The sequence below is a fragment of the Allopontixanthobacter confluentis genome, assembly GCF_009827615.1.
Taxonomy (GTDB): Bacteria; Pseudomonadota; Alphaproteobacteria; order Sphingomonadales; family Sphingomonadaceae; genus Allopontixanthobacter; species Allopontixanthobacter confluentis.
Window position 1 is genome coordinate 863,612 of record NZ_WTYU01000001.1, and the last position, 24,896, is coordinate 888,507.

Sequence of the window (24,896 nt, forward strand, 5' to 3'; positions counted from 1 at the left end):
GCTAAACAGCCTGCGTCAGCCCCAGCGCCCGGTTTCCATCCAGATGAGAAAGCGGCGCAGCGGCAGCAGCCAGATGATACCCAGCACAAGATAGATGGCTGTCTGCAGCAGCACATGCAGCTGGCCGATCCATTGGCCTGCCCACATCACGCCGACAGCGTAGATCATGATCGCGAAAAGAAGCGCCAATATCCCGACAGGGATACGCCAGGTTGGCCCGTCACGCATCGAACGGGCCGTAAAGGCGCGTGGGCGTCACAATTGCGCGCAGCGGCATGTCGTGAGGCTCCAGCGGCATGTCATCCACCAGCTGGCCATCCCAGGCCATGCCGATGGCAATGCTTTCCGGATGGTTTGCCAGCCACCTGTCATAATGGCCGCCGCCCTGACCAATGCGCGCACCTGCTGCTGTAAAACCCAGCAAAGGCACAAAAAGCACGTCGGGCGCGGCCAATTCGGCATCGGCAGCCGGTTGCATGATGCCGTGGGGCCCATCAATCAGATCGCTATGTTCGAATGGGTCTGTGTGGCGGCGAAATTCCATCGCGCCTGCATCATCCATGCGTGGCAGGACAAGGGTATGACCCGCCTCGAGAAAAAACCGGCCATAGCTTGCCATCGGCGCTTCGGCATCGCCTTCATGATAAAGGCCGATGACCGCGCCATCGGGAATCAGGCTGAACAAGGGGCCTGGGGGCCGTTTGAACAGCAATGCGCGCACGGTGTCGGGGATGGCAGCCACATGGTCGCGGCGGGCTTCGCGCAGCGAGCGGCGCAGGCTTTGTTTGCTGATCAACTGCATTCTTCCATGATGAAGTGGCGGAACCACCATGGGTCTTGCCTGGAGATCCTCTGACGCGAAAACGTCAGGTGGGCGCCATATGCCTCGAGGCCCCGTGCATTCCACGTTACCTCGGACAGGGACAGCTCCCTTAGGAATGCTTATAGCCTCAGGGATGTTCGTTGGCTCGTGCCGGGCAGTCCCGCCAACCCCTATTTAGGCGCTTACCGCCTAACCCTCAAGCTTATCCGCACAATTTTCGAGCAAATCTGCAAATCTTTCGAGGGCAGGGGCAAGATCGCCCTGACCCCAACCAGCATGTGCGCCGCTGTCCTGCGGCGGAGTTTGCTCGGCTGAAAGCGCCGCAGCAGCAAGGGCATCGCGCTCATTCTCGAGCGCTTTGAACTCGGCTTGCAATCCCTCATTGGCAGCGCGAACGCTTTCCTTCTGCGCAAGCAATTCGCTAACTTGCGCCTGCAAGGTCTTGATTTCATCGGCCGCCGCTGACCGAGCGTCCGCAAGTTCGGCATCCTTTTGCGCCGCAGCCCGTTCCAGTTCTGCCAGTTGCGCCTGTATCTGGCCGGGACCGTTTTCGTCTGGTTCAACCGGCGCAGCGCTGCTGGCGGATCGCGCTTCATGCAATTCGTCTGCCAGCAAAAGTGACGCAAACAGCAGATTTTTGGAATCCTGAGAAGCTGCCGCGCCCATTTGCTTCAGCTTGGCATCGATGATGTCGCCAAGCTCTGCAATATGCGCTTCTTCGCCTGCAGCGCAGGAAACCGTGTGCCGCCTGCCGCCAATAGTGAGTGTGACTTCACTCATTTCTCCAGCCTTTCGAGCAAGGCATCAATTTCCTTGAGGCTGCTGGCCACAGTATCGCGCAGCGCTTCGTGCTTCACCACCAGTCCGGAAACCGATGTTGGGGGTGGTGCCTGCACGGGCGCAGAAACTTTATTTTCGGCAAGCTGCGCGATGCGGCCCAAGGCCGCCTCGATCCGTTGGACGGCCTGCTCTATCCGCTGTTCATTCATGCGTTGCAAAATACTACAACTTTCCATGTTGTGCAAAGGCTTGGCCATGCCTGTTGATAAAATCTATGCACATGGCTGTGCGGGCTGGTTTTTTGGCTTGCAGGGCCAGCTTGGGCCGGGCATCCGTGGGCCAGTTTGGGGATGGGGTGCGGCGCTATCCTTGACCTTGGCACGGTGGTCCGCGAAGGCTTCGCGCGCGCCGAATCGATCCAACAAAAGGCCCGGTTCACCTGTTTTTACGCGCCCTATCTTCAGGAGCCTGTCTATGAGCCTCGATCCGTCCCGCCTGACGCCCATGGCCAATGCCATCAGGGCGCTGTCGATGGATGCGGTACAAGCTGCCAATTCAGGTCATCCGGGCATGCCGATGGGCATGGCCGATGTGGCTGCCGTGTTGTGGTCCGAATTCCTGAAATTCGATCCCTCAGCGCCGCAATGGCCTGACCGTGACCGGTTCGTGCTTTCCGCAGGCCACGGCTCGATGCTGATCTATTCGCTTCTGCACCTGTCCGGCTACGCCAGGCCGACGATGGAGGATATCCGCAATTTCCGCCAGTTGGGCAGCCCTTGTGCCGGCCATCCGGAAAACTTCCTGCTCGACGCGGTAGAGTGCACCACCGGCCCGCTGGGTCAGGGTCTGGCAATGGCAGTCGGCATGGCGATTGCCGAACGGCACCTCAATGCCAAATTCGGCGATGCGCTGGTAGACCACCGGACGTGGGTGATGGCTGGTGACGGATGCCTGATGGAAGGCATCAATCACGAGGCGATCGGCCTTGCCGGGCATCTGAAACTCGGCCAGATGATTGTCCTGTGGGACGATAATAACATCACCATTGACGGTGCCGCCGATCTTTCGACGAGCGAGGATATCCCCGCACGCTATCGCGCCACAGGCTGGCACGTGGTAAGCTGTGACGGGCACGATACCGCCGATATCCGCCGCGCTTTGGCTGAGGCTGTTGCTGATGATCGCCCGTCGCTGGTCGCCTGCAAGACAATCATCGGCAAAGGCGCGCCCAACAAACAGGGCACGTCTGCCACCCACGGCGCGCCGCTGGGCGATGATGAAATCGCCGCAGCACGTGCGGTGCTGGGCTGGGATCACGCGCCGTTCGAAGTGTCTGCCGACATTATGGCAGACTGGCACGCAACGGGCGACCGTGGCCGCACAGCACATGCTGAATGGCGTGACCGCCTGGACAGTGACGCAGCCGCAAAAAGCACCTTCGAAAGCTGGATGGCAGGCATCGCCGATCTGGCTGCACCGGCGCTTGAAAGCCACATTGCCAATCTGGTCGCCAACCCCAAAAACGTGGCATCACGCAAGGCGTCTGAAATGGCGCTCGGGGCGCTGACTGCCAAACTGCCGCAGCTTATTGGCGGGTCGGCCGATTTGACCGGATCGAACAACACCAAAACCCCGTCAACTTCGGCATTTTCCGCAAATGATTACGCTGGCCGCTATCTCTACTATGGCATCCGCGAATTTGGCATGGCCGCTGCCATGAACGGCATGATGCTGCATGGCGGCATCGTGCCTTATGGCGGCACGTTCCTGATATTCAGCGATTATTGCCGCAACGCCATCCGCATGTCCGCCTTGCAGCAAGCGGGCGTAGTATATGTTATGACGCATGATTCCATTGGCCTGGGTGAAGATGGCCCGACCCATCAGCCGGTTGAGCAGGTGATGAGCCTGCGCCTCATTCCCAATCTCAATGTCTATCGCCCCGCTGATGCAATCGAGACAGCGGAATGCTGGGCATTGGCACTGCAGACCCCGGAAACCCCGTCAATCCTGGCGCTGTCCCGCCAGAACCTCGCACCGGTGAGGGGCGAGGGCGATGAAAACTGGTCGGCCAGCACCAACCGCAGCGCACGCGGCGCATACCGCCTGCGGAGTGCCGTGGCAGCGCGCAAGACCATCCTGATTGCCACAGGTTCAGAAGTGCAACTGGCAATGGAAGTTGCTGATGCGCTGGAATCGCGCGGGATTGGCGCCGATGTTGTTTCGATGCCTTGCGCTGAATTGTTCGACCAGCAGGATGCAGCCTATAAGGCTGATATTCTGCCGGATGTCAGTCCGTCGGAAATCCTGCGCGTGTCGATCGAAGCTGGTGTGACCATGGGCTGGGAGCGTTATACGATGGCAAACGGCCTCAACATCGGCCTCGACCGTTTTGGCGCATCAGCACCGGCACCTGAACTTTTTGAACGCTTCGGCTTCACTGTCGATGCGATAGTTCCGCAAATTCTAAATAAAATCAACGGTTAAGCAGGAGTTTATACCATGGCGACGAAGGTTGCGATCAACGGTTTTGGACGTATCGGCCGGCTTGTGGCCCGCGCAATTCTTGAACGGGACGACCATGATCTCGAGCTGGTTGCGATCAATGATCTGGCCGATGCAAAGGCCAACGCCTTGCTGTTCCAGTATGATTCCACGCATGGCCGTTTCCCTGGCGAAGTAACATCCGATGGCGAGAGCATCACCGTCAATGGCAAGCGTATCGCTGTCACGTCGGAGCGCGATCCGGGCAATCTGCCGCACGCTTCGATGGGCATTGATATCGTGCTTGAATGCACCGGCTTTTTCCAGTCCCACGAAGACGCGCAGCCGCATATCGATGCCGGCGCCAAGCGGGTGTTGATTTCTGCACCCGCCAAGAATGTGACCAAAACGGTCGTCTACGGCGTCAACCATGATACGCTGACGGCTGATGACATCATCGTGTCCAACGCCAGCTGCACCACCAACTGCCTTGCGCCGGTGGCGAAGGTTCTGAACGATCTGGTCGGGATCGAACGCGGTTTCATGACCACCATTCACAGCTACACCAACGATCAGCGGATGCTGGACCAGATGCACAGCGATATGCGCCGTGCCCGCGGCGGTGCGCAGAACATGATTCCCACCACCACTGGCGCTGCCCGCGCGGTTGGCCTTGTGCTGCCGGAACTCAATGGCAAACTGGACGGCAGTTCGGTGCGCGTGCCCACACCCAATGTCAGCCTGATTGACCTTGTCTTCACGCCCGCTCGCGATACGTCTGTTGAAGAACTCAACAATGCGCTCAAGGCCGCATCCGAAGGCGCGATGAAGGGTGTGCTGTGCTACACAGACCAGCCGCTGGTCAGCTCGGACTTCAACCATTTCCCTGCCAGTTCCACCGTCGACAGCCTTGAAACCACTGTCATGGAAGGCAAGCTTGCCCGCGTGGTTTCATGGTATGATAATGAATGGGGCTTCTCCAATCGCATGATCGACACTGCCGGCGTTATGGCCGGCCTGATCTGAGGAAATACGCATGAACCAGTTCAAGACGCTTGATGATCTTGCCAATGACCTCGGCGATCTTGCCGGGAAGGTGGCGCTGGTTCGTGTGGACCTCAACCTGCCGATGAATGGCGGATCGGTGACAGATGCCACCCGCGTCCGGGCATCCGCACCGACGATACTGGAACTGGCCGATGCGGGCGCCAAAGTGTTGCTGCTGGCACATTTTGGCCGCCCGAACGGTCAGCGCAATTCCACCATGTCTGTCAGCATGACGCTGGATGCAGTGGAAGATGTGCTGGGCCGTGAAGTCATGTTCATTCCGGAAGTTTCAGGACCGGTGGTCGAGCAATCGATCGGCATATTGCGAAATGGCGATATCGGCATGCTTGAAAACACCCGCTTCTGGGCCGGCGAGGAAGCCAATGACGAAGAATTTGCCAGGGGGATTGCCGCCCATGGCGATTTTTACGTCAATGATGCTTTTTCAGCCGCGCACCGCGCGCATGCCAGCACGGAAGGATTGGCGCATATGTTGCCAGCCTATGCCGGGCGGGCGATGGAAAAGGAGCTGAAAGCGCTCGATACTGCGCTGGGCAGTCCTGAAAAGCCGGTTGCAGCAGTGGTGGGCGGGGCAAAGGTTTCCTCCAAACTGGCGGTTCTCGAACATCTTGTGCAGCAGGTCGATCATTTGATCATCGGCGGCGGCATGGCCAATACCTTCCTGGCAGCACGCGGGGTCGATGTGGGCAAATCGCTATGCGAACATGATCTGACCGATACTGCCAACCGGATCATGGACACAGCAGATCACGCTGGCTGCACCGTGCACCTTCCCTATGATGTCGTGGTGGCGAAGGAATTTGCGGAAAACCCCGACAGCCTGCGGACCTGCAATGTCCATGAAGTCGGCGCGGATGAGATGATCCTCGACGTTGGGCCACTGGCGATCGAAGCCTTGGCCGATGTTCTCAAGACGTGCCGGACGCTGGTCTGGAACGGGCCGATGGGCGCGTTTGAAACGGTACCTTTCGATGCCGCGACGGTTGCACTCGCGCGCACTGCTGCTGCGTTAACCGTCGAAGGCTCGCTGGTTTCAGTGGCAGGGGGCGGTGACACTGTCGCTGCTCTCAATCATGCCGGTGTCGCCGATGATTTCTCTTATGTTTCAACAGCTGGCGGCGCTTTCCTGGAATGGATGGAAGGCAAGGAATTGCCTGGCGTGGCGGCACTTTCCGCATGAGCGAGAATGAAGCAGTAGGCGCAAGCGGCGGCCTGGTACCGGTGACAGAAGGCGATTGGGCCGGATGGTCCACCTGGGCGAGTGATGCCTTCGAACAGCGCGCTGGACCGTTTTATGAAAAAAACGATGAAAACGGCGATCCGGTGTGCGCATTTCGTGCCGAACCACGGCACATGAACGGGGCCGGCTTCATGCATGGCGGTTGCCTGATGACTTTTGCGGATTCGGCAATTTTCACCATCGCACGCGATGCTCTGGCGGGCGGGCACGGGGTAACCATGCATCTGGCCAATGAATTTCTCGACCCTGCGCGGGTGGGCCAGATGATGGAAGCCCGTGGGCGCGTCATCAGGGCAGGCGGCAAGACGATCTATGTGCAAGGCATTGTGACCGCAGATGGCGCCCCGGTCTTGAGCTTCAACGGCATTATCCGCAAAGTGGTCCGTAAGTAGCTTGGCATTAATGCGCGGGGCGTTGACGGTGCGCTCTTATCAGAAAAGCTGACAGATACTGACGTTGCGCGATACGCCTTTGCCAAGTTGCAAGCACGGTGTTGCGATTGGGCAAGGTGCTGGCTAAGGCGCGGCCATGCATTCGTATGCACACGATTTGTAACTTCGAGGATTCGACCATGAACAGCCACGACATGACCACCAAAATCGCCAGCGGCAAAGGCTTCATCGCCGCGCTTGACCAGAGCGGTGGTTCTACGCCCAAGGCGCTGCGCGGCTATGGGGTCGATGACAGCGAATGGTCGGGCGACGAGGAAATGTTTGGCAAGATCCATGAAATGCGCTGCCGCATCGTCACCTCGCCCAGCTTCAATGGCGACAAGGTGATTGGCGCTATCCTGTTTGAAAAAACGATGGATGGCTGTGTGGCTGATGGCATGACAGTGCCGGAAAAGCTGAAAAGCCGCGGGATTGTGCCTTTCCTCAAAGTGGACAAGGGGCTGGAAGACGAAGCGGACGGTGTGCAGTTGATGAAAGCGAACCCGACGCTCGATGCGCTGCTCGAAAAGGGCAAGGCCGCCGGCATATTCGGGACCAAGATGCGCTCGGTCATCCAGTCTGCCGATGCCGCCGGTATTGCGGCAATCGTACGCCAGCAGTTTGAAGTTGGCCGGCAGATCCTGGGCCACGGCCTGATGCCGATTATCGAGCCGGAAGTGAACATCAACGCCAGTGACCGGGCGCAATCGGAAGCCATCCTGCTCAACGAAACTCTCGCAGCGCTTGATGCACTGCCCGATGGCGAGCAAGTGATGCTCAAGCTTTCGCTTCCGGTCGAAGCCAACCTTTACAAACCGCTGGTCGATCATCCCAAGGTTTTGCGCGTGGTCGCACTTTCAGGCGGTTTCAGCCGGACAGACGCGTGTGAGCATCTGGCCCGCAATACCGGCATGATCGCCAGTTTCAGCCGCGCATTGCTGGAAGAATTGCGTGCCGGCATGGATGAGCATGAATTTGATCAGGCGCTGGCAACCGCTATCGACGAAATCCAGTGCGCTTCGGTGGCTGGATAAGCCTTTGGGGGCTTGGCGCTTGCATGGTTGCGGGGTAAGCGCTGGCCATGCCCAGTAAAACTCCATCGTGCCAGCTTTACCTCATCTCACCGTCAGACGTTGGCGGTGATTTTCCCGAGAGACTGGAACGTGCGCTGGCTGCTGGGCCCGTGGCGGCGTTTCAGTTCCGTGTTAAGGGCCTGGACCAGCACGAGGCAGCCGACCTTGCGGCGCCGCTTCAGGCGATTTGCGCTGCCCATGATGTCGCATTCATCGTCAATGACGATGTCGCTTTGGCCAAAAGGCTGGGCGCGGACGGCGTTCATTTGGGCCAGCAGGATGGATCGCCCAAAGATGCGCGTGAGGAGCTGGGGCCTGACGCCCAGATCGGCGTGACGTGTCATGACAGCCGCCATCTGGCCATGGAAGCGGGCGAACAGGGCGCAGACTATGTCGCATTCGGGGCGTTTTTCCCCAGCACGACCAAGGATACGCACCATCATGCTGAAATCGAACTGATCGAATTCTGGCACGAATTGTTCGAAATTCCATCCGTGGCCATCGGCGGGATCACACCGCAGAATTGTCAGCCATTGATTGATGCCGGGGCTGATTTTATCGCCGTGTCAGGCGCGGTCTGGAATGGTGACGAGGCGGTGAATGTGGCTGCCTTTACTGAAAAGTTGCGGCCTGCTGCGTAGTCGCCTTCTGTTCGAGCCAGAAGTGAAATCCCGACAATTCAACCAGTTTGCCGCAGCAATTGTTTGAAAGTGCGGACCCAATCGCGCCTTGGTTCGTTCCCTTTGGTAACTGCGCTTCAACAGCGCGTGCTAAGGGGTAAATTTCATGCGTCACATTCTCATCTCGGCTTCATTTCTGGCCTTGGCCGCCTGCGGATTCAACGGAACCGATGGCGCTGATGGGGATGCACAGAAAACGTCAAATGCCGCCCCTGCACAGGACAATCTTGCTGACACCATGGCGTCAAATGACGCAGCTGAAGGCCAGTCTGCGCAGATTGATATAGCAGACAGCGAAGAGCGCCCGATCATGCAGGCGCAGGTGGTGATGGATCGCCGCGGTTTCGGGCCGGGCGTAGTTGACGGCAAGATGGGCATGTCGACCGAAAATGCATTGCGAGGATTTCAGGAAGCTAACGGCTTGGAAGTAACCGGCAAGCTGGACGATGCGACCAAGTCCAATCTGGCGCAATGGGACAATATTCCCGCCACCCGGGTCGTCACCATTCCCGCAGATTGGGCCAGCCTGACTTTCACCAAGGTTCCTGATGGCGCCGCAGAACAGGCCAAGATGGAAGAACTTGGCTATAATTCGCTGGATGAAAAGCTCGCCGAGCGTTTTCATACGACGGTGGACGTTCTGAAAATGCTCAATCCTGATGGCAAGCCCGCAGGTATGACGGCATCCAACGATCCTGGGGCTGGTGCAGCTGCCACCAATACGGCCGCCGCACCGTCGCCTGCCGCCACAAAGGTTGCGTCAAAAACTGACAAGAGCGGTGGCAAAATGACCCAGAAGGGCGCTGAAAAAGCATTTTTCCGCGCTGGCCAGATGATCCGCGTGCCTAACATCGGTGCAGACAGGATTGCGCCAGATGCGGCCAACAAGGAAGGCTGGGAAAAGACACTCGCTTCGCTGGGCGTGGGTTCCGACCAGCCGAGCGCCAAGAAGATCGTTGTCAGCAAGTCTGATGGAACGCTGAAGGCATATGGTGCCGATAACAAATTGCTTGCGCTGTTTACCGTGACCAGCGGATCAAAAAATGATCCGCTCCCGCTCGGCGACTGGGGCATCACCGGCATCGCCTACAACCCGCCATTTGCCTATAATCCCGAATTGTTCTGGGATGTGTCTGATGACGAGGAAAAGCAGCAATTGCCGCCAGGTCCGAATGGCCCCGTTGGTGTCGTCTGGATCGACCTGACCAAGGAACATTACGGCATTCATGGCACGCCAGAGCCCCAGACGATTGGCCGCGCGGAAAGCCATGGCTGCGTTCGACTGACCAATTGGGATGTGGCGAGGCTTGCAGGGATGGTCAGCCAGGATACTCTCGTGCTATTCGAAGCATGATATGGCTTCACGTCTCTTAGATAGAACTCTGACGATCGTCGTCACTGCAACGCTGACATCGGCGGCATGGATTGTCGCCGGTGGCAGCCTGATGGAACTTTCGGGCAGTCGCGGGCAGTTGGACACCACGCGTCCGGCTGATGCGGCGCCAAGTCCGGTCCCGCTTGAAAACGCTTTTCCGTCGCCGGAAACTTCTGATCTGGGCAATTCCCGCCCTTTGACACCGGGGCTTAATAGCCAGTCCGCGTCACCGATGGACATGGCGCAGGGCAAGGACATGATGATCCCTGTCCTGAACATCCGTGCTGGCGACCTGACTGACACATTTTCGGATTCGCGCGGTGCGGGCCAGCGTTTGCATGAGGCAATCGACATTATGGCGCCGGAAGGCACCAGCGTTGTCGCCGCCGGGCCGGGCACAGTCGAAAAACTGTTCATCTCGAATGCTGGTGGCAAGACGATCTATGTTCGGTCCGACGACAAGCTGACCATCCATTATTACGCCCATCTTGCAGATTACGCCGAAGGTCTGAAAGAAGGCCAGCGCGTGAGGCGAGGGCAAAGGCTGGGCAGTGTCGGCATAACCGGCAACGCTGACCCAGACTCGCCGCACCTGCACTTCTCGATTTTGCGCACCACCAAGGATGCAGCATGGTGGGAACCGGCAAATGCCGTGAACCCCTATCCGATTTTTGCGGGCAAATAAGACTGGCGCTTGAATGCGCGTTGGCCCAATTCCTGCCGTATGGATTCAGGTAGAGCCGGGTAATCTCACGCAGCGCACGGCGCTGGCCTTTCCGTTACTATCGATCCAGCGCACGGTGCTGTTGCTGACGCGCTCAAACCGCATTCCGTTCATCGGGCCGCGCGTGAAGGTCACCATGTCGCCAGTCAGCAGATAGGTGCCATAACCGTCTGCTGTGCGGTAGGTGGATGCATTAATGATCTTGAATTCAGTATCATGAAGCTGCCGCCAGGCCGGGCCTGACGCATCGCCCGGCACAGAACAGCGATATTCGCCCAGTGGCAAAGTGCCAAGGCGGCCGCCCGGCGCGGCGGATGCTGGCAGGCACCACGACAACGCTGCAAGCACGAACGCAGCGGCACAGATATTGGTCGGTTTCATCAGCGGTATCTAGCATTGCCTGCACCACTGCGCCAGTTCGCGGCATCAACGCATGGTCAGCGCGCCAAATGCCCAGCCAAATGCCCGGTCGGTGCAGCTTGCCTTGCCCGCAGCGCAACGGTGGGTTAAGGGCGCGGCGCACGATGCGGGTTAAGCGCCCGCACTTTCAATTCAAAGGCGCATAGGAATGAAGATCAGCGGCGTGGACATTCGTCCCGGCAACATCATCGAATACGAAACCGGTATTTGGAAAGTAGCCAAGATCCAGCATACCCAGCCCGGCAAGGGCGGGGCTTATATGCAGGTCGAGATGAAGAACCTGGTCGATGGCCGTAAGACCAACGTGCGCTATCGCAGCGCTGATACGGTCGAGCGTGTGCGTCTTGATACCAAGGAATTTCAGTATCTGTATGCCGATGGCGAGATGCTGGTCTTCATGGACAAGGATACATACGAGCAGATCAACCTGCCGGTCGACCTGTTGGGCGATGCTGCCGCATTCCTGACAGACGGCATGGATGTGACGCTGGAACTGTATGACGAAAAACCCATCAGCGTTGCTCTGCCTGATCAGGTGGAAGCCACGATTGTGGATGCTGATGCCGTGGTAAAGGGCCAGACTGCGTCTTCCAGTTACAAGCCTGCCGTGCTGGAAAATGGAGTTCGCGTCATGGTTCCCCCACATATCGAAAGCGGCACCCGCATTATTGTTGACGTTTACGATCGCACCTATGTTGGCAAAGTGAGCTGATCTGACATGATGCTTTCCGGTATAATTCGCGTGATGGAACGCGCGGCGCGCAAGGCGGGCAGCCGCCTGCGCCGTGATTTTGGCGAAGTTGAACATTTGCAGGTCAGCCGCAAGGGCCCTGCAGATTTCGTGTCCAAGGCAGACCAGCGCGCCGAACGTATTTTGTATGATGAACTGCTGGCTGCGCGCCCCGATTGGGGTTTCGTGCTGGAAGAAGCTGGCGTAATCGAAGGCGATCCTGACAAGCCGCGCTGGATTATCGACCCGCTCGACGGGACCAGCAATTTTCTGCATGGCATCCCGCATTTCGCCATTTCCATTGCAGCACAGGAGCCCAAGCCGGGCGGCGGCTGGGGTGATGTTTTTGCAGCGGTGGTCTATCAACCCATTCTGGACGAAACCTATTGGGCGGAAAAGACCCGCGGCGCATGGCTGCATGATGCCCGCCTGCGTGTTTCGTCCCGCCAACAATTGTCAGATTCGTTGATTGCGACGGGCATTCCGTTTCAGGGACATGGCAGTTTTGCCCAGTGGAGCAAGATTTTCGCAGCCGTCGGTCCGCAGGTTGCGGGCATTCGCCGCTTTGGCGCAGCATCGCTGGATATGGCGTGGCTGGCGCAGGGCCGTTACGACGGTTTCTGGGAAAGTGGCCTCAATGATTGGGACACTGCGGCAGGCTGCCTGCTGGTGCGTGAAGCAGGCGGATTTGTCAGCGATTTTCGCGGCCGTTCGGCGCCGATCCACTCCACCGAGGTGGTGGCCGGCAACGATGTGATCCATTCCCGGCTGCACAAGCTGGTGGCTGGCGCATTAAAAACCTGACACGAAGGCTTGATGCAGCAAAAATGTGCGGCTAAGCACCCGCGCGCAAACAGTGCCCCTGTGGTGGAATTGGTAGACGCGCTCGACTCAAAATCGAGTTCTTAACAGAGTGCCAGTTCGAGTCTGGCCAGGGGCACCATTGTTGCAGCGCATCCGTCAGGCGCTGCCTTCATTCAACATCGATCATGATCTTGATGACGCCGTCATCGCGGCTGTCGAACAGGCGGAATGCTTCCGCGCCGTCCTTCAAGCCAAATTGGTGGGAAAACAGCCCCGCGGTTTTAAGCCGCCCCTGACGCAGAAGAGGCAGCAGATGCGGCCATGTCTGTGTTACCTGGCAAATTCCCCCGCGAACGGTGATGTTCTTCATCATGATCAGCCGCATGGACAGATGATCACGCGGTTGCGGAATACCGATGAAGGATGCCGTCCCGCCCCATGCGGTGAGCGGTAAAACGCTGGAAATGGCTGCTGATGCGCCCGATGCCTCAAACACCGAATCCGCGCCCCTGCCATGCGTTGCATCGATAATGCGCGCCGCGCCCTCATCAGCCGGATCCAGCGAAACCGCGCCCAGTTTCTCTGCCATCGCGCGCCTGCTTGCCACCGGATCAAGCGCGAAAACCTGCGCCGCGCCGAACAGGAATGCCAGTTCCACCCCGATAAGGCCAATGGGGCCAAGGCCTACGACGATGACGCTTCCGCCCGGTTTCACATCCGCCCGAGTTATGCCGAAATAGGCGGTGGTCATGGCATCTGTGAGGAGCAAAGCGTGTTCATCCGACAAGCCTTCCGCATTCAGCATCACCGCATCAGCATTGGGCACGCAGACAAATTCTGCCTGCCCGCCCTGCAATTCCGGGCCAATGCCGAAGACGTGGACGTTGGCGCATTTCATCGCCCCACCGGTGACGCAGGCAACGCATTTGCCGCAGCCGGAACCGCCCGCTGCAAGGGCCGTATCGCCAACCCGGAACGTGCAAACATCCCGGCCAGCCTCCACAATCTCGCCCATGAATTCATGGCCGGTGCAAAATTTGGGAGTATCAGCCGTGTAAGGCGCACCGCCCAGTGTTTCACCATGATACATGTGCAGGTCAGACCCGCAGATCGAACATCTGGTCACTTTCATGATGACGCTGTTGGGGGTCAGCAATTCCGGGTCAGCAAAAGTTTCATAGCGGATATCGCGCGGACCGTTGAATACCAGGGCTTTCATGATCTGCGCTCTCCATTTTTGCGGTCATTGTCGGACTTAGCAGCAAAGCGAACGGGGCCAAAGTGCGCGCCGTTCAATTGAGAAAATTGAACGAATTAGCTTGTAATTACCGCCACGCTTTGAGATTCGGCGCTGCAAGTGATGTTCACCATACCTTCCTTCCACGCAATCGCGGCTATTGCAGTGACCATTGCAATGTTCGTGGCTTTTGCGCGCGGCCGCATGTCGACCGAGATTGTGTCATTGCTGACCATCGCGGTCATTGCCGTGGGGCTGTATTTCTTCCCGCTCGAAGGAACCGGGCCGACAGACGGGCTGGCGCTCGCTTTCTCCGGTTTCGGGCATTATGCGCTGATCACCATTTGCGCGCTGATGATCATGGGGCGCGGCCTGGTGGTTACAGGCGCACTTGATCCGGCAGCCCGTTTTCTGGAACGGGTGTTCAAATTCAATCTGCAACTGGGCCTGCTGGTGTCATTGCTGCTGGCATTTGCACTGTCGATGATGGTCAATGATACGCCGGTGCTGGTGCTTTTGCTGCCCATCTTCGTCTCGCTGGCTGCACGCGGGGCGCTGCCGGCATCAAAGACGCTGATACCGCTGAACGCTGCCGTGCTGATTGGCGGAATGGCGACCACCATTGGCACATCCACCAATTTGCTGGTCGCTTCCATCGCGGTGGACCTGGGCATGCCGCCGATGAGCGTGTTTCATTTTACGCCCATCGTGCTGGTCGCGGCGATGGTTGCCCTGCCATATCTGTGGCTGGTGATGCCCCGTCTTCTGGGTGACAACCGCGTCGAAGCCGATGGCGAGAAACGGCGTTTCCATACGCGCCTGCGCATTGGTGAGAACAGTCCGCTGACGGGCAAGGAACTGTCCACCATTCTTGCCAGATTGCCGGATGATATCGAATTTCTCGATGCGCCTGCGGGCCCGCTGGAGCCGCAGCAACGCCTGCGAATTTCGGGCACGCACGAAGGGCTGGAAGAAGCCATGCGGACCCTGCAGGGCGAAGTGGCGCCATCCTGGGTGCTGGACCGGATCAAGCGCAATTCCGCATCGAAGCGGGAAGATATCACCGTGATGGAAATGGCCGTCACCATGGATTCGCGGCTTCTGAGCCGGACTTTGCCGACATCGGGTATTGCTGATCTTTACGGCGTTGCCGTGCTGGGCATCCACCGCCCGAAACAACTGCTGGGTGACAAGCCGCAGAAAACCAATGGCGATGATCTGAGGATTGCAGAAGGCGATGTGCTGCTGGTGATGGGGCTGCAGGAAGACCTGCAGGAATTTGCCCGCAGCGACAGCCTGCTTATTCTGGATGGTGCGCGCGAACTGCCGCGCAGGTCAAAGGCGCTGCTGTCGGCCGGCATCATGGTCGGATCAATCGGCACGGCATCCGTCGGCCTTTTCCCGATCGCGATTTCCGCCTTGGCCGGCGCCATTTTGATGTTTGTCACAGGCTGTGTGAAATTCGACCGGGTAGGGCGGGCCTTGTCGGCCAAGGTCATCGTGCTGGTGGCGGCCAGTATCGCGGTTGGTAAAATCATTCTGGATAGCGGCGCTGCCGCCTGGCTGGGCGAAATGATGTCCATTGGCCTTCAATTCCTGCCGCCTGCCATGGTGCTGGCATCCATCATGCTGTTTGTAACGGTGCTGACCAACTTTGCATCCAACGCCACTGCCGCCACTGTAGGCACGCCCATTGCCTTCAACATCGCCACCCAGCTTGGGCTGCCAGCAGAACCGCTGATCCTGGCGGTGCTGTTCGGGTGCAACCTGTGCTATGCCACGCCCATTGCCTATCAAACCAATATGCTGATCATGGCGGAAGGCAGTTATGAATTTAAGGATTACATCCGCACCGGTGTGCCGCTGGTGCTGTTGATGACCACGACATTGTCCGTTCTGCTGGTGATTACATATGGAATGTAGGCCCGGGATTTAAGGCCGAAACGATGGGCCGTAATGTTGGGCCACAATGATGGGCGAAGGATTTTGGGGGATAAGAAAATGCTGAAGACCATGCTGATACCGGCGGTTGCCTTGTGCGCGATGGCTGTACCTGCACAAGCGGATGAACTGCGCGATGCCATAACGGACGATATGCCGCAGCTGATGGATCTGTACCGCGATCTTCATGCTCATCCCGAACTCAGCTTTGCAGAAGTCAAAACGGCGGCCAAGCTGGCCAAACGGATGCGCGATCTGGGCTTTGATGTAACTGAAGGCGTGGGCAAGACAGGGATCGTCGCCGTCATGCGCAATGGCGCTGGCCCGACCGTGCTGGTGCGGACGGACATGGACGGATTGCCCGTGGTGGAACAAACCGGCCTCGCCTTTGCGTCAAAGGAAATCGCAGTGCCTGAATCCGGCGTGCAGACCGGGGTGATGCACGCCTGCGGCCATGATACGCACATGACCGCGTGGATTGCCACGGCGCAGCAACTGGCCGAGCGCAAGTCGGAATGGTCTGGCACACTGGTGATGATTGGCCAGCCTGCCGAAGAAGCTGGCGGCGGCGCCAGGGCCATGCTGGCAGACGGCCTGTTCACCCGTTTTCCCAAACCCGAAGTCACTTTGGCATTTCATGATGCAGCCCAGTTTCCGGCAGGAATGATCGGCTATTCACCCGGCTACGCGCTGGCAAATGTCGATAGCGTGGACATCAGCGTTAAGGGCATCGGCGGCCATGGGGCCTATCCGCATACCACCAAGGACCCGATTGTGCTGGCCAGCGCAATCGTGATGAAATTGCAGACGCTGGTCAGCCGCGAAAGCAGCCCGCTGGACCCTGCCGTAGTGACGGTGGGCAGTTTTCTGGCCGGGGCCAAGCACAACATAATTTCCGATGAAGCCAAGCTGCAATTGACTGTCCGCAGTTACAGCGATGCATCACGCAAGCTGTTGCTGGACGGGATAAAGCGCATCGCGCGGGGCGAAGCGATCGCTGCCGGAATGCCTGATGACAAGATGCCGACCGTGCTTGTGCGCGATGATTTTACCCCCTCGACATTCAACGATGCCGACCTGACCGAACGGCTCGTGGCAGGCTTTCGCACCCGCTTTGGCGAAGATCGGGTGATGCAGGTGCCATCGGTGATGGGCGGAGAGGATTTCAGTGAATACCGGCGGGCCGATCCTGACAACATCAAATCTTTGATCTTCTGGGTCGGCGGCGTCCCGGCAGAGGATTTTGCCCGCGCTGAGGCTGGTGAAATCAGCCTGCCGTCGCTGCACAGCCCGTTCTGGGCGCCCGATGCTGAAAAAGTCATCGCCACGGCCGCAGAAGCGATGACGGACGCCACCCTTCGGCTGATGGCGCCAGCAGGTGGAAATTGAATTAGGCCACCATGCTATCGCGCAAATAAAATAAAAGGCCGCCAGTGCACGAGCGCCGGCGGCCTTCAGTGCCTCTGCAGGCGCTACGGTTGGTGCTGACCGTCAGCTATAGGTGCCGAGACGGTGATGCAACGCATTGATTTTGGCCAGTTCTTCACGGTCATCCGTGGTTTTAGCATGGCTGGCCAGCGCCGTGCGCAGCAGCTTGAAATCCGCCGTGGAGAACAATGCACGTGCGCGTGAAGGTTCTGGGCGCTTTTCATCAGTATCCGACATTATGAATATCCATTCTTCAAACAGGCGCAATTGACTGCGCGGTGAGCATGATGTTGGCACATTTGATCGCACGCATTTGCGCCTGATCGTGCAGCTTACCCTGCTGTGTTTGCCCGAATCCGGGCAGCCCATCCACAAAAAATTGCAAACAATTTTACCCGGCACTTCGCCGGATGTTGCACGATGTTTCGTGCAGCTTGATGAAAGCTGCGAACCGAGCCCGGTGCAAGGGTTATGAAACCATCCTGCGCCATACGCGTTATGGGATGAATTACAGGGAGAAGAACATGACTGAAGAACGCACCACACGTGTTGAAGAACCTGATGGTTCGACCCACACGACGACGACTGTCGTCACTGACCGGCCTGAGAAAAGTGGCGGCGGAATGGGGATTGGCCTTATTCTGGTGCTATTGATTGCAGTGGCTGCTGCAATCTGGGCCTTTACCAGCATGAGCAATTCAGAAGTTGCCAAGGATACGGCGATCGAGAACGCCGCCAATGACGTAGGCAATGCCGCGCAGCAGGCGGGTGATGCTGTCCAGGACGTCGCGAATGACGTGACTGACGGAGAGTAACGCCAAATTAAGCGTTAAGCCGCGCAGAAAAGCGCGGAAAATTTACTGTTGTAAAATTTACCGACATTTCACTTCTGTGTCCTAGTCCGGTGCTCTTCGAGAAGGAGTGCCGGGCCGGGACACGATGATCCGTCTGTTTAAACATTACATACCCAATGCGGTTTTGCTGCTCAGTCTCATTGACCTGGGCCTGCTGTTTCTGGCGGGCGAACTGGGTTGGATGGTGCGCGCATCTCAGCTGGGCATGGCTATCGGCCCATTGGCTGACCGACTGCTGCCGCTTGCAGGTTTCGCGCTGGTGGTGTGGACCGCGATGATTGCTGTCGGCGTTTACGGCAGCGAGGCCACGCGCTCCATGCGTTTTGCCTGCGCCCGATTGCTGGTCGCCATCAGCCTTGGCATCATTGCGCTGTCTTTCATCGATTACATTGTCCCGGGCGTGACATTCTGGCGCTCGACCTTAATCTACGCCATGGGTCTGGCGATCATTTTCGTGATCGCCAACCGCATCATTATTGGCGGATTTCTGGGCAATTCCGCATTTCGCCGCCGGGTCATGGTGCTGGGCGCCGGAACGCGTGCGTTACGGTTGCGAAAGCTGGCCGAACGGCCCGAAAGCGGCTTTGTCATCGTTTCCTATATCGGACTGAGCGAAAGCGAGACCGGCGTGCTGGAAGCAATTCCGCGCGCTGCCATCCATGATCTGGGCCGCTTTGTCGAAAATATCGGCGCGAGTGAGGTGGTGCTGGCGATGGAAGAACGCCGGAACGCCTTGCCCCTGAAAGACCTGTTGCGGATCAAGACGATGGGTGTTCACGTCAATGATTTCAGCAGCTTCATGGAACGCGAAACGGGGCGGGTGGATCTTGATACGGTCAATCCCAGCTGGCTCATTTTTTCAGACGGATTTTCATCGGGCCGGATGATTTCAAGCGCGGCCAAACGGCTGTTCGACATATTTGCCAGTTGCCTGCTGCTGGTATTCACCCTGCCAATTATCGCCCTGTTTGCCTTGCTGGTCAAAATGGACAGCAAGGGCCCGGCGTTTTTTCGTCAGTCGCGCATCGGCCTTTACGGCCAACCATTCGACATCATCAAATTGCGGTCAATGCGGATCGATGCTGAAAAAGACGGGTCGAAATGGGCGGAACGCAATGATCCGCGCGTGACCCGCATCGGCAAATTCATCCGCAAGGTGCGGATTGATGAATTGCCCCAGACATGGAGCGTGCTGAAAGGGCAGATGAGCTTTGTCGGCCCGCGCCCGGAAGTGCCGAAATTCGTGACCGAATTGGACGACCAGCTACCATATTACGCGGAACGGCACATGGTAAAGCCGGGCATCACGGGCTGGGCACAGATCAATTATCCCTATGGCGCGTCGATCGAGGATTCTCGCCATAAGCTGGAATATGACCTTTATTACGCCAAGAATTATACGCCGTTCCTCGATCTGCTGATCCTGTTGCAGACCCTGCGCGTCGTCCTTTGGCCGGAAGGTGCGCGATGATGGCGGCCTGGCCCCAGGGCTGGCTGATCGCCAGCTTTGCCTTGCACCTGATGGGGGCTATTGCCTGTGCAATCGCTGCCGGCTGGCTTATTCACCGGGTCGAAAAACCCGCCCGTGCCGAACATGCTGACGTGCAGGTCCGCCCGGACCGCACTGCCACTATTGGCGCGCTGTGCCTGACTGCCTTGTGGAGCGCCATAGTCGCAGCCCTTGGACCTTATGCCTATGCTGCGACATTGGCAGAAGCTGGCCGGAACCTGGCGTGGATTTTTGTGTTGTATCGGCTGTTTGCCAATGATGGCAGGCACCGTAGCCTGACCCCCATCCGGCCAGTGGTGGTGGTGCTGGCATTCGTGGAAATCCTGCAAATTGCCTTGCTGCTGGCGAAAATGAAGCTGGCCCAAAGCGCAAGCGACGCAACGCTGACTTATGAAATCAGCATGTTGTTTTACATCATGGTATCGGTTGGCGCGCTGGTGCTGCTGCATAATCTGTATGGCGGTGCATCGGACGTCGCGCGCAAGGTTCTGCAATGGAGCGCCATCGCACTGGGCGCCATGTGGGCATATGACCTCAATTATTTCACCATTGGGTACCTGTCTGGCCATCTGCCGTTTGAAATGGCGGCCTTGCGCGGTCTGGTCACGGCGCTTGTCGCCATTCTGGTGGCTTTTGGCACGGCCAGCATGTCGGCACAGTTGCGGCTGCGGCCCTCACGAGAAGTGGCATTCCGGACGCTCTCGCTCATCCTGATTGGCGGTTACTTGCTGGTGATGGTGATGATTGCCCAGTCGCTGGCCATGCTGGGCGGAAACTTTGCCCGTTTGACGCAGGTGGGCTTCCTTTTCTTTGCTTCGGTGGCGGCCTTATTGTGGCTGCCATCGCAGCGCATGCGGCGCTGGCTGCGGGTGATGACGGTGAAACACCTGTTCCAGCACCGCTACGATTACCGCGCCGAATGGCTGCGTTTTACCCGCACCATCGGGCAGGGCGCTGACAGTTCATCATCGCTGCCCGAACGGGTGGTCAAAGCGATGGCAGACATTACCGACAGCCCGTCTGGCCTGCTGCTGCTGCCCGATGAAAATGGCGCATACCAGCTGGCCTCACGCTGGCGCTGGCCCGACATCGACGTGCCTGCAATCGCCATGCCTGTGCAGCTTGCAGAATTGTTCGAAAATGACAGTTTCATCCTTGATCTTGATGATGTGCGCCTGGGCAGTGACCGTTACGGTGAAGCGGAATTGCTGCCCAACTGGTTGAGAGATGCTGATAAGGCATGGGCGCTGGTGCCGCTGATCCATTTTGACAGGCTGACCGGCGTGATCATTCTAAGCCGGCCTGCTGCGCCGCGACGGCTCGACTGGGAAGATTTCGATCTGCTTCGCGTGGTCGGCCAACAGCTGGCCAGTTATCTGGCTGAACAATCCGGCCATCAGGCGTTGATGGAAGCTGCCCGGTTTGAAGATTTCAATCGCCGTATCGCCTTTGTGATGCATGATATCAAGAATTTGGCGAGCCAGATGGCGCTTCTGGCCCGCAATGCCGAACGCCATGCGGACAACCCGGCCTTCCGCGCCGATATGCTGGTCACGCTGACCAACAGCGCAGACAAGCTGAATGGGCTGCTGGCCCGGCTTGGCCGATATGGCACGCATGGAAGTGACAAGCGCGAGGCGGTTGATCTGGGTGAAATCGCGGCATTGGTCGTAAAGCGCTATGCCAGCATTCACCCCGTCAGCGTGGTGCGCAAGGATTCAGGCAAAGTGCTGGCAGACCCTGAAGCGCTGGAACAGGCATTGGTGCATCTGGTGCATAACGCCGTGGAAGCGAGCGATGCGGGGCTGCCTGTCTATCTCGACATTTCAACAGATGGCGTAAATGGCCGCATTGATGTGATCGATTCAGGCTGCGGAATGAGCCCGGAATTTGTCCGCAACGGCCTGTTCAAACCCTTCGTTTCGTCCAAACCGGCCGGCTTTGGCATCGGCGCATTTGAATCCCGCGAAATGATCCGCGCGATGGGCGGCCGGCTGGAAGTTGAAACGCGCGAAACCCTTGGCACACGCTTCACCGTGCAATTGCCGCTGTTTGCAGCGGCGGAATTTCTCAGCCGCGGTCCCGATGATTACAAAGCAGAGGTTGCATGATGGCGCAGACTGACAAAAATTTGCCAAAGCTGCTGATCGTGGAAGACGATCCCGGCCTTCAGGCCCAGCTGAAATGGGCGTATGAAGATTTCGACGTGACCGTGGTGGGCGACAGGGACAGTGCGCTTGCCGCATTGAGGGCTGATGAACCCGGCGTAGTGACGCTGGACCTTGGCCTGCCGCCTGATCCTGATGGCACTTCTGAAGGTTTTGCCGTGCTGGATGCGATCATGGCGCTGAAGCCTGATACAAAGGTGATTGTCGCATCAGGCCATGGGGCGCGGGAAAGTGCGCTTCAGGCAATTCAGCATGGGGCGTATGATTTCTATCAGAAGCCGGTTGATATCGAAGCGCTTGGCCTCATCGTCAGGCGGGCGCTGAACCTGCACCGTATCGAACAGGAAAACAGGCAGCTTGCGATGCGCGTAGGCGATGACAAGACTGTGTTGGGCCGCATGATTACCGCCGCACCCGAAATGGTGAAAGTAGCGCGCACGATTGAGCGGGTGGCAAAGACCAACGTATCGGTCATGTTGCTGGGTGCCAGCGGCACCGGCAAGGAGCTGCTGGCACAAGGGCTGCATGATGCAAGTGACCGGAACAATGGCGCATTTGTAGCTATAAATTGCGCGGCAATTCCTGAAAATCTGCTGGAAAGCGAGTTGTTCGGCCATGAAAAAGGCGCCTTTACCGGCGCTGTCAAAATGACCGAAGGCAAGATTGAACAAGCGCATGGCGGCACATTGTTTCTGGACGAGGTGGGCGACATTCCCCTGCCATTGCAAGTAAAGCTGCTGCGTTTTCTGCAGGAACGGACCATCGAGCGAATTGGCGGACGCAAGGCCATCGCGGTGGACACGCGCATTGTGTGCGCCACACATCAGGACCTGGAGGCGATGATTGCCGCGGCGCAGTTTCGTGAAGACCTGTTCTACCGGCTTGCCGAAATAGTCGTGAAAATCCCAGCACTGGCAGAACGCGCGGGCGACCCGGTGCTGCTCGCCAAGGCCTTCCTCAAGCGATTTTCGCAGGAGATGAACCCACAGGTGAAAGGATTTGCGCCTGATGCGTTGGCGGCAATTGATGGGTGGGGTTGGCCCGGCAATGTGCGAGAGCTGGAAAACCGCGTAAAACGCGCGGTGATTATGGCGGACAGCAAATTGATCAGCGCCGAAGACCTCGATCTGGAAGGCGCTGAAGACGGCACGGATGATCCGCTCAACCTCAAATCCGCGCGCGAGGAATCCGACAGGAAAGTCATTCGCCACGCGCTTTCCCGCGCGGAAGGCAATATTTCCAGCACGGCCAAGATGCTGGGGATCAGCCGGCCCACGCTGTATGATCTGCTCAAACAATATGATCTTCAGGCCTGACCATGTCCTGAAAACGGTGCTGGTCGGGCTGTTGGTGGCTGGCAGCACCGCGTGTAGCGCGCCGGAACAATCAGCACCGCCCGCAGAGATGGCCCGGCAGGCGCTGTCTGCGGGCGATGGTCTGGGCGCCGAAGTCATTTTACGGCAGATGCTGGCAGATGGCACCCCGCGCAGGGATGTTGCCGCCTTTCTGGGCCAGGCAGAATTGCAGCAGGGTGCCTTGCGGGAAGCGCGCAAGTGGCTGGGCGGGGCAGATTTTGCCGCCGCAGATCAGGCGCGGGGCTTTCATATGCTGGGCAGGCTGGAAATGGCAGAAGGCCGCTTGCCGCAGGCAGGGCAGGCATTCGACAATGCGCTGAAATTCAGCCCTGACGACCCGGAATTATGGGTTGATATCGGCAGGCTGCGCTATCGCGGCGGTGAACAGGCGCAAGCGGTGGAAGCCAGCCTGCACGCTGCCAGACTGGGCCCGAAAAATGCTGCCGCACTACAATTTCGCGGCCAGTTGGTGCGCGATGCCCAAGGAATGCAGGCAAGCATACCGTGGTTCGAGGCAGCGCTGGAGGTTACGCCCGATGATGTTGCCTTGCTGGGGGATTATGCGGCCACTCTGGGTGAAATGGGCCACGCCCGGACTGCTTTGGAAAGGACGCGCCAGATGCTCGCTCTGGCCCCGCGTAATGGTCGGGCATTGTATATTCAGGCAGTGATCGCAGCGCGGGCGGGCAAGTTTGACCTTGCACGCAACCTGTTGGCGCGCAGCGGCGATTATGGACGCCAGATGCCAGCAGGGATGCTGCTGTCAGCCATCATCGATCTGGAAAATGGCAATTTTGCCAGCGCCGCGCAAACGCTGGATCTGTTGCAGGCACAGCAGCCAGGCAACACCCGCATTCGCAATCTGCTGGCACGCAGCCTGTCGCTGGGTGGAAATCATCGTGAACTTGTGCATCGGTTCGGCAGCACGCAACCACACCAGTCGATGCCCCCTTATCTTGCCACATTGGTTGGCCGATCATACGAAATTCTGGGAGACCGGGAAAATGCTGCGCCCTTTCTGGACCATGCGGCATTACGCGCAAACAGCGCGCTGGGGCTGCTGGAAGGCGGTCCGGACACTGATCCAGATGGCATGAGCGATCTTGCCAATGCCGCAGATGCCGTGCTGCGGGTTCGCACCCTGATCAGCGAAGGCCGGTCACAAGCGGCGATCGAGGGGGCCAGCGACATGCTGCTGCGCAATCCGGGATCGGCCGATGCGATGGGGCTGGCAGGCGACGCTTATCTGTCTGCCAATCAGCCAGCGCGGGCCTTGGAACTATATCAGCAGGCAGGCCGCATTCGTCAGCTATGGCCGCTCGGGCGCAGAATGGTCCACGCCCACATCGCTCTGGGCCGTGATGAAGACGCTTTGCATCTGCTGCAACGGGCCCTTTTGGATCAGCCGTCCAATACGGAAGCTGCCGTGATGCTGGCTGGGATGGAAGCCGCACGGGGCGATTACAGCCGCGCGCAGATGGTGCTGGGCCATGCTCTCCTGCATGGACGGTCACGCGATCCTGACGTCATGTCATCATGGGCTTGGGCAATGGCGCAGAACGGGGATGGGCAGTCAGCCGGTCCTGCCATGATGGCAGCATATCGGCTCCAGCGGATGAACCGTGTTTCTACCGCGCGCCTTGGCCAACTGTTGGCAGCAGACCCCCGCCAGTCTCAGCAGGCCCGGGCATTGCTGAACAAGGCTGCGAAACTACCCACTGGCAGTTAAGTGCTGCTGCTCGACAATCCGGCCAGCGATGGGGCAGGGCAT

Annotated in this window: 24 protein-coding genes and 1 tRNA gene; 18 read left to right on the forward strand and 7 right to left on the reverse strand. The window is 58.4% G+C overall.

Annotation, left to right across the window (positions count from 1 at the left end):
* Positions 1-15: 15 nt before the first annotated feature.
* The 4 genes from GRI44_RS04075 to GRI44_RS04090 all read right to left on the reverse strand — a co-directional run bounded on the left by GRI44_RS04075 (position 16) and on the right by GRI44_RS04090 (position 1,860).
* Positions 16-228, reverse strand: coding sequence for a DUF2842 domain-containing protein (locus tag GRI44_RS04075; protein WP_160600145.1), 213 nt, complete (start codon positions 226-228; stop codon positions 16-18).
* Positions 221-802 (reverse strand): 5-formyltetrahydrofolate cyclo-ligase, encoded by a 582-nt coding sequence (locus GRI44_RS04080; RefSeq protein ID WP_160600146.1) that lies wholly within the window; start codon positions 800-802, stop codon positions 221-223. The genes GRI44_RS04075 and GRI44_RS04080 overlap by 8 nt, the downstream gene beginning before the upstream one ends.
* A gap of 210 nt (positions 803-1,012) precedes the next feature.
* The gene (gene zapA / locus GRI44_RS04085) at positions 1,013-1,603 is read right to left on the reverse strand and encodes a cell division protein ZapA (RefSeq protein ID WP_160600147.1); all 591 of its coding nucleotides are present in this window, start codon (positions 1,601-1,603) and stop codon (positions 1,013-1,015) included.
* Entirely contained in the window at positions 1,600-1,860 is a 261-nt protein-coding gene (locus GRI44_RS04090) for a hypothetical protein (protein ID WP_160600148.1), read from the reverse strand. The genes zapA and GRI44_RS04090 overlap by 4 nt, the downstream gene beginning before the upstream one ends.
* A 217-nt stretch (positions 1,861-2,077) precedes the next feature.
* On the opposite strand from GRI44_RS04090, the gene tkt reads away from it, so the two are divergent.
* The 8 genes from tkt (at position 2,078) to GRI44_RS04130 (ending at position 10,639) form a co-directional block, all read left to right on the forward strand.
* Entirely contained in the window at positions 2,078-4,090 is a 2,013-nt protein-coding gene (tkt, locus tag GRI44_RS04095; protein WP_160600149.1) for a transketolase, read from the forward strand.
* Positions 4,091-4,105: 15 nt separating this feature from the next.
* On the forward strand, positions 4,106-5,113 hold the full coding sequence (gene gap, locus GRI44_RS04100; protein WP_160600150.1) for a type I glyceraldehyde-3-phosphate dehydrogenase: 1,008 nt from the start codon (positions 4,106-4,108) through the stop codon (positions 5,111-5,113).
* Positions 5,114-5,123: 10 nt separating this feature from the next.
* Positions 5,124-6,335: a phosphoglycerate kinase gene (locus tag GRI44_RS04105; RefSeq protein WP_160600151.1), complete on the forward strand. Its 1,212-nt coding sequence runs from the start codon at positions 5,124-5,126 to the stop codon at positions 6,333-6,335.
* On the forward strand, positions 6,332-6,787 hold the full coding sequence (locus GRI44_RS04110; protein WP_160600152.1) for a PaaI family thioesterase: 456 nt from the start codon (positions 6,332-6,334) through the stop codon (positions 6,785-6,787). Before GRI44_RS04105 ends, GRI44_RS04110 begins: the two co-directional genes overlap by 4 nt.
* 179 nt (positions 6,788-6,966) lie before the next feature.
* On the forward strand, positions 6,967-7,860 hold the full coding sequence (locus GRI44_RS04115) for a fructose bisphosphate aldolase (protein WP_160600153.1): 894 nt from the start codon (positions 6,967-6,969) through the stop codon (positions 7,858-7,860).
* Positions 7,861-7,907: 47 nt separating this feature from the next.
* On the forward strand, positions 7,908-8,540 hold the full coding sequence (thiE, locus tag GRI44_RS04120) for a thiamine phosphate synthase (RefSeq protein WP_160600154.1): 633 nt from the start codon (positions 7,908-7,910) through the stop codon (positions 8,538-8,540).
* Positions 8,541-8,685: 145 nt separating this feature from the next.
* On the forward strand, positions 8,686-9,933 hold the full coding sequence (locus tag GRI44_RS04125; protein WP_160600155.1) for a L,D-transpeptidase family protein: 1,248 nt from the start codon (positions 8,686-8,688) through the stop codon (positions 9,931-9,933).
* A 1-nt stretch (position 9,934) separates the two neighbouring features.
* On the forward strand, positions 9,935-10,639 hold the full coding sequence (locus GRI44_RS04130) for a M23 family metallopeptidase (RefSeq protein WP_160600156.1): 705 nt from the start codon (positions 9,935-9,937) through the stop codon (positions 10,637-10,639).
* A gap of 45 nt (positions 10,640-10,684) precedes the next feature.
* On the opposite strand, the gene GRI44_RS04135 is transcribed toward GRI44_RS04130, so the two are convergent.
* Positions 10,685-11,059 (reverse strand): elongation factor P, encoded by a 375-nt coding sequence (locus GRI44_RS04135; RefSeq protein WP_160600157.1) that lies wholly within the window; start codon positions 11,057-11,059, stop codon positions 10,685-10,687.
* A gap of 187 nt (positions 11,060-11,246) precedes the next feature.
* Between GRI44_RS04135 and efp the strand changes: the two genes are divergently transcribed.
* The 3 genes from efp (at position 11,247) to GRI44_RS04150 (ending at position 12,771) form a co-directional block, all read left to right on the forward strand.
* The gene (efp, locus tag GRI44_RS04140) at positions 11,247-11,810 is read left to right on the forward strand and encodes an elongation factor P (RefSeq protein WP_160600158.1); all 564 of its coding nucleotides are present in this window, start codon (positions 11,247-11,249) and stop codon (positions 11,808-11,810) included.
* Between the two features lie 6 nt (positions 11,811-11,816).
* Positions 11,817-12,632, forward strand: a complete 816-nt coding sequence (locus GRI44_RS04145) for an inositol monophosphatase family protein (protein WP_160600159.1) — start codon at positions 11,817-11,819, stop codon at positions 12,630-12,632.
* Between the two features lie 54 nt (positions 12,633-12,686).
* Positions 12,687-12,771, forward strand: a tRNA-Leu gene (locus GRI44_RS04150).
* A gap of 30 nt (positions 12,772-12,801) precedes the next feature.
* On the opposite strand, the gene GRI44_RS04155 is transcribed toward GRI44_RS04150, so the two are convergent.
* The gene (locus tag GRI44_RS04155) at positions 12,802-13,851 is read right to left on the reverse strand and encodes a zinc-binding dehydrogenase (RefSeq protein ID WP_160600160.1); all 1,050 of its coding nucleotides are present in this window, start codon (positions 13,849-13,851) and stop codon (positions 12,802-12,804) included.
* Positions 13,852-13,992: 141 nt separating this feature from the next.
* On the opposite strand from GRI44_RS04155, the gene GRI44_RS04160 reads away from it, so the two are divergent.
* Together GRI44_RS04160 and GRI44_RS04165 are read left to right on the forward strand one after the other, a co-directional pair.
* A complete protein-coding gene (locus tag GRI44_RS04160) occupies positions 13,993-15,792 on the forward strand; it encodes an SLC13 family permease (RefSeq protein ID WP_160600161.1) in 1,800 nt (599 codons plus the stop codon).
* 78 nt (positions 15,793-15,870) lie between these two features.
* Positions 15,871-17,199 (forward strand): amidohydrolase, encoded by a 1,329-nt coding sequence (locus tag GRI44_RS04165; RefSeq protein WP_160600162.1) that lies wholly within the window; start codon positions 15,871-15,873, stop codon positions 17,197-17,199.
* A 102-nt stretch (positions 17,200-17,301) separates the two neighbouring features.
* Here the strand turns inward: GRI44_RS04165 and GRI44_RS13840 are convergent, their stop codons facing one another.
* Complete coding sequence (locus tag GRI44_RS13840) at positions 17,302-17,475, reverse strand: hypothetical protein (protein WP_202386130.1); 174 nt, start codon at positions 17,473-17,475, stop codon at positions 17,302-17,304.
* Positions 17,476-17,762: 287 nt separating this feature from the next.
* On the opposite strand from GRI44_RS13840, the gene GRI44_RS04170 reads away from it, so the two are divergent.
* From GRI44_RS04170 to GRI44_RS04190, 5 genes are all read left to right on the forward strand, one after another.
* On the forward strand, positions 17,763-18,053 hold the full coding sequence (locus GRI44_RS04170) for a hypothetical protein (RefSeq protein ID WP_160600163.1): 291 nt from the start codon (positions 17,763-17,765) through the stop codon (positions 18,051-18,053).
* Positions 18,054-18,177: 124 nt separating this feature from the next.
* A complete protein-coding gene (locus GRI44_RS04175; RefSeq protein ID WP_160600164.1) occupies positions 18,178-19,563 on the forward strand; it encodes a TIGR03013 family XrtA/PEP-CTERM system glycosyltransferase in 1,386 nt (461 codons plus the stop codon).
* Positions 19,563-21,713, forward strand: a complete 2,151-nt coding sequence (gene prsK, locus GRI44_RS04180) for an XrtA/PEP-CTERM system histidine kinase PrsK (RefSeq protein ID WP_160600165.1) — start codon at positions 19,563-19,565, stop codon at positions 21,711-21,713. The genes GRI44_RS04175 and prsK overlap by 1 nt, the downstream gene beginning before the upstream one ends.
* Complete coding sequence (gene prsR, locus GRI44_RS04185; RefSeq protein ID WP_232842965.1) at positions 21,710-23,086, forward strand: PEP-CTERM-box response regulator transcription factor; 1,377 nt, start codon at positions 21,710-21,712, stop codon at positions 23,084-23,086. The genes prsK and prsR overlap by 4 nt, the downstream gene beginning before the upstream one ends.
* A complete protein-coding gene (locus GRI44_RS04190; RefSeq protein WP_160600166.1) occupies positions 23,070-24,854 on the forward strand; it encodes a tetratricopeptide repeat protein in 1,785 nt (594 codons plus the stop codon). Before prsR ends, GRI44_RS04190 begins: the two co-directional genes overlap by 17 nt.
* Positions 24,855-24,896: the final 42 nt, after the last annotated feature.